Origin of the sequence: Bacillus sp. z60-11, from assembly GCF_046464135.1 — a bacterium.
GTDB lineage: Bacteria > Bacillota > Bacilli > Bacillales > Bacillaceae > Bacillus > Bacillus sonorensis_A.
On record NZ_JBIYSN010000001.1, the window covers coordinates 923,272 to 937,824 of the forward strand.

At 46.6% G+C, this 14,553-nt stretch carries 20 protein-coding genes and 1 pseudogene; 12 read left to right on the top strand and 9 right to left on the bottom strand.

The features are described from left to right. Positions 1–29 precede the first annotated feature (29 nt). The 3 genes from ACINLD_RS04790 to ACINLD_RS04800 all read right to left on the bottom strand — a co-directional run bounded on the left by ACINLD_RS04790 (position 30) and on the right by ACINLD_RS04800 (position 1,879). A complete protein-coding gene (locus ACINLD_RS04790) occupies positions 30–329 on the bottom strand; it encodes a spore coat protein (protein WP_026587094.1) in 300 nt (99 codons plus the stop codon). Next, complete coding sequence (locus ACINLD_RS04795; protein ID WP_077737230.1) at positions 326–526, bottom strand: hypothetical protein; 201 nt, start codon at positions 524–526, stop codon at positions 326–328. The genes ACINLD_RS04790 and ACINLD_RS04795 overlap by 4 nt, the downstream gene beginning before the upstream one ends. Positions 527–619: 93 nt before the next feature. Next, positions 620–1,879, bottom strand: a complete 1,260-nt coding sequence (locus ACINLD_RS04800; protein ID WP_077736796.1) for a glycosyl hydrolase family 18 protein — start codon at positions 1,877–1,879, stop codon at positions 620–622. Positions 1,880–2,029: 150 nt separating this feature from the next. On the opposite strand from ACINLD_RS04800, the pseudogene ACINLD_RS04805 reads away from it, so the two are divergent. Continuing rightward, positions 2,030–2,566, top strand: a pseudogene (locus ACINLD_RS04805) (TetR family transcriptional regulator C-terminal domain-containing protein). Between the two features lie 302 nt (positions 2,567–2,868). Here the strand turns inward: ACINLD_RS04805 and ACINLD_RS04810 are convergent. Beyond that, positions 2,869–3,177, bottom strand: coding sequence for a hypothetical protein (locus ACINLD_RS04810; RefSeq protein WP_077736794.1), 309 nt, complete (start codon positions 3,175–3,177; stop codon positions 2,869–2,871). Positions 3,178–3,335: 158 nt separating this feature from the next. On the opposite strand from ACINLD_RS04810, the gene ACINLD_RS04815 reads away from it, so the two are divergent. After that, positions 3,336–3,791 (top strand): OsmC family protein, encoded by a 456-nt coding sequence (locus ACINLD_RS04815; protein ID WP_077736793.1) that lies wholly within the window; start codon positions 3,336–3,338, stop codon positions 3,789–3,791. A gap of 13 nt (positions 3,792–3,804) precedes the next feature. Here the strand turns inward: ACINLD_RS04815 and ACINLD_RS04820 are convergent, their stop codons facing one another. The 4 genes from ACINLD_RS04820 to ACINLD_RS04835 all read right to left on the bottom strand — a co-directional run bounded on the left by ACINLD_RS04820 (position 3,805) and on the right by ACINLD_RS04835 (position 5,250). Next, positions 3,805–4,179 (bottom strand): DMT family transporter, encoded by a 375-nt coding sequence (locus tag ACINLD_RS04820; protein ID WP_026587099.1) that lies wholly within the window; start codon positions 4,177–4,179, stop codon positions 3,805–3,807. Positions 4,180–4,192: 13 nt separating this feature from the next. Further along, positions 4,193–4,510, bottom strand: coding sequence for a DMT family transporter (locus ACINLD_RS04825; protein WP_077736791.1), 318 nt, complete (start codon positions 4,508–4,510; stop codon positions 4,193–4,195). 57 nt (positions 4,511–4,567) lie between these two features. Further along, complete coding sequence (locus ACINLD_RS04830; RefSeq protein ID WP_077736789.1) at positions 4,568–4,759, bottom strand: hypothetical protein; 192 nt, start codon at positions 4,757–4,759, stop codon at positions 4,568–4,570. Between the two features lie 269 nt (positions 4,760–5,028). Then, positions 5,029–5,250: a hypothetical protein gene (locus ACINLD_RS04835; protein WP_026587102.1), complete on the bottom strand. Its 222-nt coding sequence runs from the start codon at positions 5,248–5,250 to the stop codon at positions 5,029–5,031. Between the two features lie 102 nt (positions 5,251–5,352). Here ACINLD_RS04835 and ACINLD_RS04840 point away from each other — a divergent pair, with 102 nt between their 5' ends. The 10 genes from ACINLD_RS04840 to ACINLD_RS04885 all read left to right on the top strand — a co-directional run bounded on the left by ACINLD_RS04840 (position 5,353) and on the right by ACINLD_RS04885 (position 13,722). Continuing rightward, on the top strand, positions 5,353–5,754 hold the full coding sequence (locus tag ACINLD_RS04840; RefSeq protein ID WP_026587103.1) for a YmaF family protein: 402 nt from the start codon (positions 5,353–5,355) through the stop codon (positions 5,752–5,754). Between the two features lie 105 nt (positions 5,755–5,859). Next, positions 5,860–6,804, top strand: coding sequence for a tRNA (adenosine(37)-N6)-dimethylallyltransferase MiaA (miaA, locus tag ACINLD_RS04845; protein WP_026587104.1), 945 nt, complete (start codon positions 5,860–5,862; stop codon positions 6,802–6,804). A 41-nt stretch (positions 6,805–6,845) separates the two neighbouring features. Then, positions 6,846–7,067 carry an RNA chaperone Hfq gene (hfq, locus tag ACINLD_RS04850; RefSeq protein ID WP_003182047.1) on the top strand — a complete coding sequence of 74 codons (222 nt, stop codon included), beginning with the start codon at positions 6,846–6,848 and terminating at the stop codon, positions 7,065–7,067. Positions 7,068–7,352: 285 nt separating this feature from the next. Beyond that, a complete protein-coding gene (locus ACINLD_RS04855) occupies positions 7,353–7,565 on the top strand; it encodes a hypothetical protein (RefSeq protein ID WP_026587105.1) in 213 nt (70 codons plus the stop codon). Between the two features lie 251 nt (positions 7,566–7,816). After that, positions 7,817–8,212 (top strand): class Ib ribonucleoside-diphosphate reductase assembly flavoprotein NrdI, encoded by a 396-nt coding sequence (gene nrdI, locus ACINLD_RS04860; protein ID WP_026587106.1) that lies wholly within the window; start codon positions 7,817–7,819, stop codon positions 8,210–8,212. Next, positions 8,169–10,271 (top strand): class 1b ribonucleoside-diphosphate reductase subunit alpha, encoded by a 2,103-nt coding sequence (gene nrdE, locus ACINLD_RS04865; RefSeq protein ID WP_026587107.1) that lies wholly within the window; start codon positions 8,169–8,171, stop codon positions 10,269–10,271. Before nrdI ends, nrdE begins: the two co-directional genes overlap by 44 nt. A gap of 20 nt (positions 10,272–10,291) precedes the next feature. Then, positions 10,292–11,269, top strand: a complete 978-nt coding sequence (gene nrdF / locus ACINLD_RS04870) for a class 1b ribonucleoside-diphosphate reductase subunit beta (RefSeq protein ID WP_026587108.1) — start codon at positions 10,292–10,294, stop codon at positions 11,267–11,269. A gap of 120 nt (positions 11,270–11,389) precedes the next feature. After that, positions 11,390–12,007, top strand: coding sequence for a hypothetical protein (locus ACINLD_RS04875; RefSeq protein WP_077736787.1), 618 nt, complete (start codon positions 11,390–11,392; stop codon positions 12,005–12,007). Between the two features lie 75 nt (positions 12,008–12,082). Beyond that, positions 12,083–12,748 (top strand): GntR family transcriptional regulator, encoded by a 666-nt coding sequence (locus ACINLD_RS04880; protein ID WP_410206935.1) that lies wholly within the window; start codon positions 12,083–12,085, stop codon positions 12,746–12,748. A gap of 5 nt (positions 12,749–12,753) precedes the next feature. Continuing rightward, positions 12,754–13,722 (top strand): multidrug resistance efflux transporter family protein, encoded by a 969-nt coding sequence (locus ACINLD_RS04885; RefSeq protein ID WP_077736785.1) that lies wholly within the window; start codon positions 12,754–12,756, stop codon positions 13,720–13,722. 35 nt (positions 13,723–13,757) lie between these two features. Here ACINLD_RS04885 and ACINLD_RS04890 read toward each other — a convergent pair whose 3' ends face one another. After that, positions 13,758–14,519 (bottom strand): N-acetylmuramoyl-L-alanine amidase, encoded by a 762-nt coding sequence (locus ACINLD_RS04890; protein ID WP_026587112.1) that lies wholly within the window; start codon positions 14,517–14,519, stop codon positions 13,758–13,760. Between the last annotated feature and the right edge of the window lie 34 nt (positions 14,520–14,553).

Sequence of the window (14,553 nt, forward strand, 5' to 3'; positions counted from 1 at the left end):
CCCTCAGGCGGCAGGTTCTTTTCATATCTCTACATTTGAGGAAGGTCTTTGGCCACTTCTGCGGCTTGTGTGTCAATTTGAATCTGTTTAGGTAAATTGCTTGGATTGTAATAGCCTTTGGAAATCATGTAATTGGTGATTTGCTCATGTGTTTCAATGGCATCGTTTAAATATTGCTTCAGTGTTTCCCGAACGTCAGGGGAAGAGGTTTCCGTAATGGCTGTTGCAATGTTTTTAACACCTGTTTTCGCTGTAATCAAAAAATCGGTGGCGATGACCTGCTCAGTCATAGCGCCCATTCCCGTCATATTTTGGATGAATTCATTCATAGAGATTCACCTCTCATCGACAAGAGTCCCTGCAAATGTTCAATCTGATGCTTTGTTTGTGATGCATCCCGTTCAAGGATATCCCGAAGCTCCTGATCCTTCACCAGTCTTGTCATGGTCGAAGATTTCGTCAGACAAAGATTTTTAAACATCAGAAGCTCATGGAGCTCCAATGTTTCATGAATCCCATTATTCAACATTCAACATCCCTTTCAGGTTTAGTTATCGTCAATTATTATCATGTTTTCTTGAAAGTTTATCCGATCCAATTTTTAACAATTAATCGAGGGTTACACCCTTCTGACGCGAAAGAATTTTGTCAGCAGCCACGGGCCTTGCGGAAAGCTGAGGGTTAACTGCCATACACCTCCGCCGTCAAGATCGAATTCGCGCATCAGCTGCATTTTTTTACCGATGCTTCGGGAGTCTTCAAACCAGACGATATGCTTTTTACCTTGTTCATCGGTATATTCAAAAAATGGGGATTCATATCGTTTGTCGTATTGGATCGGAGCCTGATGTTTCATGGCAAGCTGAACGGCATCTTGATTGGCGATTCCCGGGGAAACGGTTCCGGGCTGGTAAGGAAGCGTCCAATTATAACCGTAAAGCGGAAAACCGAGAATGATTTTTTGTTTCGGAACCTTGGTGAGGGCAAACTGGATCGTTTGCCGCACTTCGTCAATCGGGGCTACAGGTCCCGGCTCGCTCGCCCCGTGGTGCCAGTCATATGCCATGATAAACATGAGATCGCTGGCCGAACCGATACCTCCGTAATCATAGCCTTTTAACCAGGCGATATTCTCGTTTGTTTTTGGCGGAACAGCGACCGTCAGGACATAGCCGGCCGGCTGCAGGCGATTTTTTAATCGGCGCAGAAAACCCGAAAATAAATCTCGGTCTTCTTCCATAATTTGTTCAAAGTCAATATTGACGCCGGCATAGCCTTTTCTCGAAATCGTCGCGAAAATATTTTCAATGAGATTGTTTCTGGCCTCGGGCTGATTTAATACTTGATGAGCCAATGACGGGCTAAATCCCGTTTCCGTTAAATTGGTGACGGTCATGAGAGGAGGAACGCGGCGCCTCCATGCGGTTTGAACAGCCGGCGGATCGTTGAGGTCGCTTAATGATCCATCGCTTGAAAAATGGTATTCAAAAAACGCCAAATATGTTGTATAGGGTGCAAAATTGTTGATCAGCTCCCGGTCTAATTGTGGATTTCTTAATGTGTAATAGCCTAAACCTGTAATCGGCTTTTTCGGTATGTCGGGAATCGTTAATTTCATGCCGGGTCTCATATTTCCGGGTGTAACCGACCGGTTTGCTCTTTGCAGGCTTTCCGAGGATACAAATGCCTGGCGGGCGATCGAGTAAAAGCTGTCTCCGGGCTGAACGGTGTATGTAAACAGCGGAATCAGGAGAGCCTGTCCGGGAACGAGATTTGTCTCCGCCAGCCCGTTTGCTAATCGGATTTGATCGACCGCAATACCGAAGTTGGTCCCGATGACAAATAAAGAATCTCCAGGCTGAACCGTATAAATAAACAACTGTTACACTTCCTTTGCTCTTCTGGCTTTGACAGTGTGATCCTAATGCTTATGTCTATGACTTGCCCGGAAGGATCATGAGCCGATTTCCAAAATTGCACGACTAGGCTAAAAAAATTTATTCCTTCTATTAAAGGAGATGATGAGTGATTGGGGAGGTACAAAGAATTTGATGCAGCCCTTGTCCTCCATAAAGCGATGAAGGTATTCGGGCAATACGGCTATGAAGGAGCATCCCTTCAGGATCTGCTCAAAGCTACAGGAATTGCTCGGCAAAGTTGGACACTGCTTTCGGCACTTGAAGACAAAAACGCCAAAGTCATCGCCCGCCTTGAAAGCCCTGGTTAAGCAAGCGATCCGGCAGCTCTTTCAGGACAGCTTAGATGCTTTGAAAGATCGTGACCGTTCAAAAGCGTGCTGCATCATCAACAGTGCGATTGAACATATCCCTCATGATCCGGATATTGCCGATTATTTTCATAAGCAGACAAGGGAGCTTGAATCGCTTTTTACAAAGCGCTCGTCAAGGTTGTGGCAGAGGGGGAGCTGAAGAATGAGCGGGATCTCCGGTCAACTGCCCGTTTTTTAACGCAAACGCGGCTGTCGCTGACTTTTCAAGCCAAATTGACATCGGATTTCGCCATTTTGCAGGATATGATCGATGTCAGCCTGTCCGTGCTGGAGTGATCATTAGCCATTTTTTGGTAAATAGAGACGATCACTTTGCTCCGTTCTAACCAATTTAGATTGATCAGTCGAAAAATGATGAGGTGAGATCAATGACTCGCAGCACTCCTGATTTCATGAACGAATGTTTAGCTTAGTGCTGAAAAAGGATATGAAGCAATGGATTGAACTTTGGGGTGACAATGCCGTATTGATTGCCGACTGATATGCCAGCTTGTGGAAGCACGCTTAACAGAAGACTGTAAAAGCCGGGCTGAACGGTCATTTAGCGCTTTTTTTGACCGTTCAGTCTTGAATTTGTTTCAATAAAACTTTTCATTGATTTCCCACGATTCGACTGTACAGTAAGCTGTATGAGGATCCATCCCCATGCCCATTAAATAGGCCATCGCCGCCACTTCTTCCATGGCATGGTGATATGAAGTCGCTTGCGCTTCTTGCAGCCCGTAATGAACAAAGGGAGCGACCGTGCATAATGTGACCGGTTTTAGATGAGGAAATAACGGGCATTTGATCTGGTGTGCGAGGGCCTCAGACTGCGGGTACTGCGGAAAGTGAACGTTCGGTTGCGGCTGTTGGACGGTTCCCATCACATTTTCTTTGTTTTCCATTGATTTCGTCCTTTCTCGGTAATATTCGCTGTATCGTATGCTCCGCTCGTGTCCTGTGTGTTAGGCCATTGTCACGACACATACAAGCAAATAAAAGGACAAAGACGATCAAACAACGGTAGACTAAATATAAGATGAAAGAAGGAGGCTGCTGTTAAATGGCAAAACATCATTTTTATTTACAGGCCGACTGGCCGGGAAAAAGAAACGATGTCGGAAGGATTGAAAGCGGAAATCTAAAAACCGACATTTCCATACCGAATGAAATGGACGGTCCCGGTGCCGGAACAAATCCGGATGAGATGCTGCTCGGTGCAGCTGCAACATGCTATATCATTACACTTGCGGCAATGATGGAAAGGAGCGGCCTCGAAAAAGAGGAGCTGACAATGGAGTCTGAAGCCGTAGTCGATGTCACAAACGGTGTGTTTACATATGAAAAAATCATTCACAGGCCGCTGATCCGCCTGCAAAAAGGCGCTTCCGAAAAAGAGGTGACGCTTGCCCGAAAACTTGCTGAAAAAGCGGAGACCTCATGTATGATTTCCCGGGCCGTCCAAGGAAATGTTGCGATCGAACTTGAGCCTGAGATTATCGTTGGAAAGACACCTTAACCAGGCCGAGCGGTCATGTTTGGCCTGAAGATGGTTCGATTGTGATCTGCCGCTCGCTGTCAGCTGTTTCCGCATGCTTTGAATTGAGCAAAACGACGCCGCCGATAATGAGGATCAGGCCGAACATCGTTTTGATGCTGAACGGTTCATTGAACATAAAATATCCGATGGCCGCAGTCAAGGCTGTCCCTGTTCCTGCCCATGTCGCATAGGCGGCGGACAGGGACAGCGTTTTTAAAGAAAAGCTCAGGAACGTAAAAGAAGCCGCAAAGCCGATCACGACTCCGGCTGTGGGTCCGGGGGCGCTGAAACCTTCCGATAACTTCAGCATCGTGCTTCCGAATACTTCTGAAAGTATGGCTGCCGCCAAAAATAAAATGCCTTTCACGGAAATCTCCTCCTTATGACAGATTGATCAGAACAACGCCTGATACAAGGCAGATGATGCCGGCGATCGCCCGGCGATTCAACCTTTCCTGGAACCACATGACACCGATGACGGCTGTTAAGATAGTGCCCGCTCCGCTCCATGTCGCATATGAGAGGCTGAGCGGAATGAATTTCAATGTCAAAGACATCATGTAAAAAGCGAGGCCGTAGCCTATTACAACGAGAATCCCGGGCTGCCAGCGCGCAAAACCGTCGGATACTTTCAGCATGGCTGCTGCGGCTGCTTCCGACAGGATTGCAATCAGAAGGAAAATGTAGCCTGACATCATATAAAATCCCCCTTTATCCTTTTCATTGCATGATTCAAAAGGAGGGCTTTCCCTTCATCAGCCATTTCCGAAAACCGGGTGCCAATCGCAAACCAGCCTGATCATGTGAGCCAGAGCCGGATTGGACAGCTCCTCTAAAGAGCTCTTGGTTTGAACTCCGCATAAAACGCCCGCCATGGTTGAAAGAAGCCCTTCATTATAAGCTGTTGCAGCAAGAACGCTTGTACACAGCTGAATCGTATTGTTCATTTTTATATCGTCAAGCGTAAAGAAACGGTTTTACGTAAGCTCCCTGGCACAGTGCCTGGTACCTCCGAGGAAATGGCCAGGAGTTCGCTTCTTCTCTCGACCGAATGAAGCATCAGGTGTTATAGCGGCCGCTTCAAAGATTTCATCTTTTTAGACATAAAAAAAACCCCGCTTACGAACCGGTTGGTAAAATCCATCATAATTGATCCTAAAGTTTTAAGTCAAGAAAAAATTTATGTATAAAGGCCCCGAAAAAGAGCCTTTATTTGTCAATAGTAATAAGGATAGTAAGGATACGGTGGATAAGGGTACGCCAGCGGACTGAGAAGCGCTCCAGCTGTCAGGCCGCCCAAGAATCCTCCAAAAAACGGTCCCGGTCCGAAAAACGGGCGACCGAAAGGCCCGCCGAAAAAAGGTCTGCCAAAAAAAGGTCTGCCGATGATTCGCTGATCTCCGTCATAAAACGCCGGATTGTGGCCGAAATGATTCATAAAAAAACCCCTCCTATAATAAAATGAAACCTGACTAACATCAATGTATTCTGCCCAGCCGTTTTTGCCTGGGCAGTCGGCCAAAAAAGGAGTGAGCTATAGATGCCGCTGTATCAGTCAGATTGGGCAAAGTCCCCAGCTCATGCCCATGCGTACATGGCGCGAACTTCCAGAGCCAATGGCCACTACCATTTAATTGAAGGGTTTTCACAGCCTGCAAACGGGAGTAATACAGATGGGCACGTTCATTTTTATTCAGGAATTACATCATTTGAAAACGAGCATTACCACAGATACTACGGCATTACCGGACCTGCGATTCCGCGGGCGGACGGGACGCACTACCATGAAATCGAAGACACCACTTATTTGGCTTACTCAGCCGCTCCGCCGATTCGATTCGGAGGTGTTGTTTACGTAAGCGACAGCGTCAGGAGAAGGCACAGACATTCATTTAAAGGGGCCACCAGAGAAATCGTTGGAAATGAGCCGCTCGGCTGGTGAATAAGGAAATGTTTACCACTTCGAGAAAACGGGTAAAATGAAATGGGTGTTTTCGAACGCAAAATGGTATAATGGATGGAGCTTGTTTAAAGAGAGTGATCATGATTGAATAAAAAGAAGCCGCCGGTCGTCGTTCTGATCGGACCGACCGCTGTCGGAAAAACACAATTAAGCATCATGCTGGCTGAAAGTCTAAACGCCGAGATTATCAGCGGCGATTCGATGCAGATCTATAAACGAATGGATATCGGCACAGCGAAGATTAAACCTTGGGAAATGAACGGGATCCCGCACCATCTTCTTGATATAAAAGAGCCGACGGAATCCTTTTCCGTCGCCGAATATCAAGAGATTGTAAGAAAGAAAATGGCGGAAATCGAAAGGCGCGGGAAGCTGCCGATGATCGTCGGAGGAACCGGGCTTTATATCCAGTCCGTCCTGTATGACTACTCATTTACCGAAGAGGCGGGCGACCCCGGGTTTCGGACGGAGATGGAGGCGCTCTATATGGAGAAGGGAGCCGGATATGTCCACAGCCTTCTCGAAGAACGCGATTCCGAAGCGGCCAGGGCCATTCATCCGAACAACATGCGCAGGGTCATCAGAGCGCTCGAAATTTTACATACGACGGGAAAAACCATGTCTGAACATATGGAGCGACAGCAAAAAGAGCTGATGTACAACACCGCTCTCATCGGTTTGACGATGGATCGAGAGGTGCTGTATGACAGAATCAACAAGCGTGTCGACCAGATGATGGATGAAGGGCTTTTGGAAGAGGTAAAGCAGCTTTACCGTGAAAACGTGAGAGATTGTCAGTCTGTTCAGGCGATCGGATACAAAGAGCTTTACGCCTATCTTGAAGGCAGGGTATCGCTGGAGGAGGCGGTCGAGACGCTGAAACGCAACTCGAGGCGCTATGCCAAACGGCAGCTGACATGGTTCAGGAACAAAATGGACGTTTCCTGGTTTGATATGACGCCACCTGTCAAAATCGAGCAGAAAAAACAGGAAATTTTCAGTTGCATAGCAGGAAAGCTCGAACTTTAATCGAAACAATATGATATAGAGAAACAAGGAGGACCAGAAATATGAAATCGATAAATATTCAAGATCAGTTTTTGAATCAGATTCGGAAAGAAAATACATTTGTCACGGTCTTTTTGCTCAACGGATTTCAGCTGCGCGGTCAAGTAAAAGGATTTGACAACTTCACCGTATTGATTGAATCGGAAGGAAAGCAGCAGCTTATATACAAACACGCCATTTCCACATTCGCCCCGCAAAAAAACGTTCAGCTTGAACTCGAATAGCGAGATTCGGCCACACTAGACCGAGATTGTTGACAAAGTCCTGACACGGTTTACTCCTTCAGGACTTTGTCATCTTTCAGCGTGACTCGACACCTTTGCAGGTCTGACAGCGATGCGGGGGGATTTGTCGACACGCTTTAGACCATGCCCGGCATGGTCTTTTTGATGTTTCGGTCATAACAAAAATAAAATCTCGGTGCTTTCAAATTTACAAAGCGGCGTCCAATCGCTAAACTAAGTATTGTTTAACCAAATCAGTTTCAAATGCAAAGGAATGAGTTGACAATGAAACCTAAAATAGTCATCAATCACTGGGAAGAAACATGTGAAGATGATTCATGCTATGAATACGGCACAAGCATTCTCGTAAATGGCAAAGAGCTTATCAGGGAAGCTTCGATCCTCACCGCCGTTCAATCCGTCCTTAAGGAACTCGGCATTGAAGCCGATATTAAAGAGGTATGTGAGAACAAGTGTTGCGACGCTTACAAAAAATAAGTGAAAAAGTCTAGTCTTCTAACTCAATTTTTTTCGTGTTATGATAGATTTCGGTTTCATGAGTAGGGTGAGCGACGGCTCTCATTCTACTCATATTTCTTTGGCCTTTAGGCCTCCCAGAGCTGAAGCGAATTGTGAACTTTTTCAACTCGCGTATCAATATATTGTGTTTTTTCGAATGATGGTATACTATATATTGTGTAAGGACGAGTTGAGAGACTCTGAAACAATTTTAATAGGTCGTGATAATGATGATTCAGATCGTATTTGATTCAAAAACGGGAAACGTTCAGCGCTTTGTGGAAAAAACGCCTTTTCATCATAAGCGGAAGGTCGCTGCAGCGGAATATCTAGACGAACCGTTTATTTTAATCACGTACACGACAGGGTTTGGGGAAGTTCCGAAAACAACCGAGATGTTTCTTGAGAAGAACGCCCACCTTTTATTGGGTGTGGCGGCAAGCGGAAACAGAGTTTGGGGAGATAATTTTGCAAGAAGCGCAGAAAAAATATCGAAACAGTATCAAGTTCCGATTCTCTGCAAATTCGAGCTCAGCGGGACGGCCAAAGACGTTGAACTGTTTACTCGGGAGGTAGAAAGAGTTGTCACAAAATCAAGTGCCAAAATGGATCCAGTTAAACAATGAGATCATGATTCAAAAAGACGGGAAATTCCAGTTTGATAAAGATAAAGAAGCTGTACATAGTTATTTTGTCGACTACATCAACCAAAATACGGTATTTTTCCATGATCTGAAAGAAAAAATCGATTACTTAATAGAGAACGACTACTATGAAGAAGAGTTCTTAAGCCAGTACACATTTGAAGAAATCAAAGAAGTATTCAAAGAGGCTTACGCAAAAAAATTCAGATTCCCGTCCTTTATGAGCGCTTTTAAGTTTTACAACGACTATGCGCTGAAAACGAATGACAAGAAAAAAATTCTTGAGCGCTACGAAGACCGGATCTCCATCGTTGCTTTATTTTTTGCAAACGGTGATAAGGAGAAGGCGAAGGAATTTGTCAGAATGATGATCAACCAGGAATACCAGCCGAGCACGCCGACATTCCTCAATGCCGGACGGAAACGCCGCGGCGAGCTGGTCAGCTGCTTCCTCTTGGAAGTCAATGATTCCTTAAACGACATCTCCAGAGCCGTTGATATTTCCATGCAGCTTTCAAAGCTGGGGGGAGGCGTGTCGCTAAACCTTTCGAAGCTCCGTGCGAAAGGCGAAGCGATCAAAGACGTTGAAAATGCGACAAAAGGCGTCGTCGGCGTAATGAAGCTTCTCGACAACGCGTTCCGCTACGCTGACCAAATGGGTCAGAGACAAGGCTCCGGAGCGGCGTACTTAAACATTTTCCACCGCGATATCAACGATTTTCTTGATACAAAGAAAATCTCAGCCGATGAGGATGTCAGGGTGAAAACACTGTCCATCGGGGTGGTGATTCCCGATAAATTCGTCGAGCTTGCCAGGGAAGATAAAGCGGCATATGTATTCTATCCGCACACCATTTATAAAGCATACGGCGAGCATATGGACGAAATGGACATGAATGAAATGTACGACCGCCTCGTTGAAGACCCGAGGGTCAAAAAGGAAAAAATCAACCCGCGCAAAATGCTTGAGAAGCTGGCGATGTTAAGGTCTGAATCCGGTTATCCGTACATCATGTTCCAGGACAACGTCAATAAGGCGCATGCCAATAACCATGTGTCCAAGGTTAAATTTTCCAACCTTTGCTCAGAGGTCCTTCAGGCATCCCAAGTATCATCCTATACGGATTACGGCGAGGAAGATGAAATCGGTCTGGATATCTCCTGCAACCTGGGTTCTTTGAACATCCTGAATGTCATGAAAAACAAATCGCTTGAGCAGACGGTGAAGCTTGCGACCGACTCGCTGACGCACGTATCGGAAACAACAAACATCACAAACGCGCCGGCTGTCAGAAAGGCAAACAAAGCGATGAAATCGATCGGCCTCGGAGCGATGAACCTGCACGGATATTTGGCGCAAAACGGTATCGCCTATGAAAGCGAAGAAGCGCGAGACTTCGCTAATACGTTCTTTATGATGATGAACTTCTACTCCATACAACGGTCCGCAGAGATCGCCGAGCAAAAAGGGGAGACGTTCTATCAGTATGAAGGCTCTTCATACGCGACAGGAGAGTACTTTGAAAAGTACATCACACAAGACTTTTCGCCTAAATTTGAGAAGATTGCCAAGCTATTTGAAGGCATGCACATTCCGACGAAAGAAGATTGGAAACAGCTGAAAGAATACGTCAAAGAGCACGGGCTGTACCACAGCTACAGATTGTGCATCGCACCGACGGGATCTATTTCATATGTGCAGTCAAGCACAGCATCCGTGATGCCGATTATGGAGCGGATTGAAGAAAGAACATACGGCAATTCCAAAACATACTATCCGATGCCGGGCCTTGCGCCAAGCAACTGGTTCTTCTATAAAGAGGCGTATGATATGGACATGTTTAGAGTCGTGGATATGATCGCAACGATCCAGCAGCACGTTGACCAAGGCATAAGCTTTACATTGTTCCTGAAAGATACAATGACGACACGCGATCTGAACCGGATCGACCTCTATGCCCATCATAAAGGAATCAAAACACTTTACTATGCAAGAACGAAGGATACAGGGCAAGAAGGCTGCCTTTCTTGTGTCGTTTGATTAAAGGAGAGTATGCGAAAGTGACGAAAATATATGATGCAGCAAACTGGTCAAAGCATGAAGATGATTTTACCCAGATGTTTTACAACCAAAATGTAAAGCAGTTTTGGCTTCCGGAAGAAATCGCCTTAAACGGCGATCTTCTCACATGGAAGTACTTGGGCAAAAACGAACAGGACACATACATGAAAGTGCTCGCAGGGCTGACCCTTCTCGATACGGAGCAGGGCAACACCGGAATGCCTCTTGTCGCAGAGCATGTTGAAGGCCACCAGCGCAAAGCGGTGCTCAACTTCATGGCGATGATGGAGAACGCGGTTCACGCCAAGTCCTATTCCAACATTTTCATGACCCTTGCCCCGACAGAGACGATCAACGAAGTCTTTGAATGGGTGAAACAAAATAAATACCTGCAAAAGAAAGCGCGGACGATTGTCGGGATCTATGAAGAAATCCGCGGGGGCGACAAAATATCGCTGTTTAAGGCGATGGTCGCGTCGGTCTATCTGGAAAGCTTCCTGTTTTACAGCGGCTTCTACTATCCCCTTTATTTTTACGGACAAGGCAAGCTCATGCAGAGCGGTGAAATCATCAACCTGATCCTCCGGGATGAAGCGATTCACGGCGTTTATGTCGGTCTGCTCGCCCAGGAGATTTACAATCAGCAGACACCGGAGAAGAAAGAGGAGCTATATGCCTTTGCGATCGATCTATTGAAAGAGCTTTATGAAAACGAGCTTGAATATACAGAAGACTTGTATGATCAGGTCGGCCTGTCACACGATGTCAAAAAGTTCATTCGCTACAATGCAAACAAGGCGCTGATGAACCTTGGCTTTGAGGCCTATTTCGAAGAAGAAGAGATCAACCCGATCGTCTTGAACGGCTTGAATACGAAAACGAAATCGCACGACTTCTTCTCCATGAAAGGGAACGGCTACAAAAAAGCAACCGTTGAACCGCTGAAAGACGACGACTTTTATTTTGACGAAAACTAAGACGGACGGTGCGGAAGAAACATCTGTCCGCACCGCCGGCCTAACGGCTGAAAAACAAATAGCATGGCAAAACAAGAGCAGAATCGATCTGCTCTTTTATCTTGAGGAGGAACTTGATCGATGGGGAAAATGGATGAAATGATTCTCGTGGCGCCGCGGGAAGAAGTATTTGCAAAGGAAACGCTGACCTTTCAAGGTGTAAATAGTGATCGGAAAACGATCGAACAGATCATGGCGCACATCGAACGTCATTTCAGTGAGATGAGAAGGGGGGACGCCGAGGAAAACCCTGCCTTTAAACAGCCGATCCCTTATGTTGTCATGAAAAGGGATGATGAAATCTTCGTTTATGAACGGCTTGAAGGCGGCGGGGAAGCGCGGCTTCACAATAAGCTGTCGCTCGGCTTCGGCGGACATATGAACTTTACTAGCGGCCTTGGCTTTTCTGATATTTTGAAGCTGAATACAGATCGGGAGCTTGACGAAGAGCTTTTGATCCAGGAAGCAGATAAAGAAAAAATGGTGACGCTCGGACTGATTAACGATGATGAAAACAGCGTTGGCAAAGTCCATATCGGTATCCTCTCCGCGCTTGAGCTAAAAAAGGGCGCACATGTTGAAGTGAAAGAACAGGATCAGATTGCCGGCCGCTGGATGAAAGCGTCAGATCTGAAAGAGAAAAGCGTCTATGACAGGCTGGAATCATGGTCGCAGTTTGTTGTTGATATTTTAGTATAAGCATAAGAGGTTCGGCTTTACAGCCGAACCTCTTTTTATATTGAACATAAAACCAAAATGCGATATATTGGTTTTATGATGAACAATAACATTAAACCGATTAAGCGGATTTCATTCCGTGAAGAAGTCTACCAAGCGCTTAAACGCGAAATCGTCCATTTACAGTTGAAGCCTGGAGAGCGCCTTCATGATCAGGAGCTTGCTGAGCAATTCGGCATCAGCCGCACCCCTGTCAGAGAGGCATTCAAACGACTGGAGGATGAAGGACTTGTCGAAGCGGTACCAGGATCGGCAACACGTGTAGCCCCGCTGAACCGTGAAGAGGCAGAGCATGCCTTTCCCGTAACGGCTGCATTGCACGCTTTGGCCGTCCGGCTTTCAATCCCTTCCTTAACAGAGGAGGATATAAAAGAGCTGGAGGAGCATAACAATCGTCTCCAGCATGCGATTGAAAAAGAGGACATCATCGCCGCCATTGAAGCAGATGAAGCATTTCACCGCGTATTTTTAAACACGGCCAAAAATCCGGAAATTATCCGTGCACTGGACAGAATCACCGCCAAGATTTTCCGGCTGGAAATGTCCCAGTTTTCTTCAGTCAGCAGCATGAAATCAGTTGAACAGCATCGAAAGATCATCGAAGCCGCTCAAAAGAGAAATGCTGAAACGGCGGCGAGGCTTGCCGAGGAGAACTGGCTGAGTCTTGGAAATCGATTGGCCGGACATCAAGAAAAGGAGTGATGGGTTTGAGGCCGATTATACTTGGCATTTGCGCCGCTTTCTTTTTCGCTTTCACATTTGTCCTCAACAGAGCGATGGAGCTCGGCGGGGGAAGCTGGATCTGGAGCGCTTCTCTCCGGTTTCTATTCATGGCGCCGCTCCTCTTTGCCATCGTTTGTATGAGAGGAAATGCGGCACAGGTCTTTCAGGAAATCAAAAAAGCGCCGCTCGGCTGGATGAAATGGAGCATCGTCGGGTTCGGCTTTTTTTATGCGCCGCTGTGTTTTGCCGCCGTTTTCGGACCGGGCTGGCTGATTGCGGGAACATGGCAGGTCACCATCATCTCAGGCTCGCTATTGGCGCCGTTTTTTTATGAGACTGTCCAAACAAAAGCAGGGCTTGTGCAAATCAGGGGACAAATCCCTTATAAGGGGTTGATGATGTCGCTTTTGATTTTGGCGGGGGTTGTGCTGATGCAGGCGGAACATGCGGCACAGCTTTCATTAAAGGAGATGGTCTTATGTGTTGCTCCGGTCATCTTAGCTTCTTTTGCCTATCCGCTCGGAAACAGGAAAATGATGGAGCTTTGCGGCGGTCGTCTTGACGCATATCAGCGCGTACTCGGAATGACGCTGGCAAGTCTTCCGTTTTGGCTGTTCCTTTCTCTATTCGGCTTTTGGCAAGCAGGTCCGCCAAGCGCCGGTCAGCTTGTCCAATCCGCTTTGGTCGCTGTGTTTTCCGGAATATGCGCGACGATTTTGTTCTTTGCCGCAACTGATATTGTCAAAGGGAATATGCAGAAACTGGCCGCTGTCGAAGCGACGCAATCATTTGAAGTTTTGTTTGCGGCAGCAGGAGAAATTGTCATCCTTTCAAGCCCGCTGCCCGGAGCCGTATCCTGGGCCGGCATGGTCCTGGTCGTCGTAGGGATGATGTTAAACAGCTATGTATCGAACAAAAAAACGGCGGTCGAAAGCGAAGCTGTCAAAGCATGAAAAACCTGCGATCTGTGAAGACCGCAGGCTTTTTTCTATTCTTGATAAACAAAAGCATCAAATCCGGCGTTTTTTGCCTCCTGGGCCAGTGCTTCAGCATTCGCTTTAGAGGAAAATGCCCCGATTTGCACCTTATAAAGGCTGTCTCTGTAAATGACGATGGCGTCAAATCCTTTGGCTTTCGCCCTCGCCGCAAGATCATCGGCGTTTGCCTTCTTCTCGAAGGCGCCGATTTGAACTTTATAGAGAGCTGTCGTTTTTTTCGACAGACTGAATGCCCTCGCCAGTCCATTGGCATGGCCTCTGACGATGGATTGGATAAAAGTTGGTGATTTCAGTTTATTGGCGTCGTTTGCATTATCCACAAAACCATTTTCCGTGAGCAGCGCCGGCATATTCGACTCGCGCAAAACATGGAAATCGGCCGTTTTCTTACCGCGGTCATTAAAATCGACCGCTTTTAAAATCTCTTCATGCATAATATTCTGGTAGGTGGTGGTAGGAGCGCCGACACCAGGATAAATATAGTCTTCATAGCCTGTACCGCCTCCGGCGTTAATGTGGATTGACAGGTAAAAATCAGCACCCCAGCTGTTTGCGGCGTTCGTCCTTTGCGTCAGACTGACAGTCTGGTCGCTTGTCCTACTCAGCTGCACAGAAACATTTTGATATTCATCAAGCAACAGGTTTCTGAGAGCCAAGGCGATTTGCAATGTGATATTCTTTTCCTGCAAGCCGTTGCCGGTTGCACCTGGGTCTGTACCGCCATGGCCCGGATCGATGAAAATTTTAACCACTAAACATCACCTCACTACATAATCTATGATCACC

Excerpts from the sequence above, each read along its gene's own strand:
- ACINLD_RS04790 (WP_026587094.1), bottom strand. The coding sequence starts at position 329 with ATGAATGAATTCATCCAAAATATGACGGGAATGGGCGCTATGACTGAG.
- ACINLD_RS04810 (WP_077736794.1), bottom strand. The coding sequence starts at position 3,177 with ATGGAAAACAAAGAAAATGTGATGGGAACCGTCCAACAGCCGCAACCG.
- ACINLD_RS04815 (WP_077736793.1), top strand. The coding sequence starts at position 3,336 with ATGGCAAAACATCATTTTTATTTACAGGCCGACTGGCCGGGAAAAAGA.
- ACINLD_RS04825 (WP_077736791.1), bottom strand. The coding sequence starts at position 4,510 with ATGATGTCAGGCTACATTTTCCTTCTGATTGCAATCCTGTCGGAAGCA.
- ACINLD_RS04830 (WP_077736789.1), bottom strand. The coding sequence starts at position 4,759 with ATGAACAATACGATTCAGCTGTGTACAAGCGTTCTTGCTGCAACAGCT.
- ACINLD_RS04835 (WP_026587102.1), bottom strand. The coding sequence starts at position 5,250 with ATGAATCATTTCGGCCACAATCCGGCGTTTTATGACGGAGATCAGCGA.
- ACINLD_RS04840 (WP_026587103.1), top strand. The coding sequence starts at position 5,353 with ATGCCGCTGTATCAGTCAGATTGGGCAAAGTCCCCAGCTCATGCCCAT.
- hfq (WP_003182047.1), top strand. The coding sequence starts at position 6,846 with ATGAAATCGATAAATATTCAAGATCAGTTTTTGAATCAGATTCGGAAA.
- ACINLD_RS04855 (WP_026587105.1), top strand. The coding sequence starts at position 7,353 with ATGAAACCTAAAATAGTCATCAATCACTGGGAAGAAACATGTGAAGAT.
- nrdI (WP_026587106.1), top strand. The coding sequence starts at position 7,817 with ATGATTCAGATCGTATTTGATTCAAAAACGGGAAACGTTCAGCGCTTT.
- ACINLD_RS04875 (WP_077736787.1), top strand. The coding sequence starts at position 11,390 with ATGGGGAAAATGGATGAAATGATTCTCGTGGCGCCGCGGGAAGAAGTA.
- ACINLD_RS04880 (WP_410206935.1), top strand. The coding sequence starts at position 12,083 with ATGATGAACAATAACATTAAACCGATTAAGCGGATTTCATTCCGTGAA.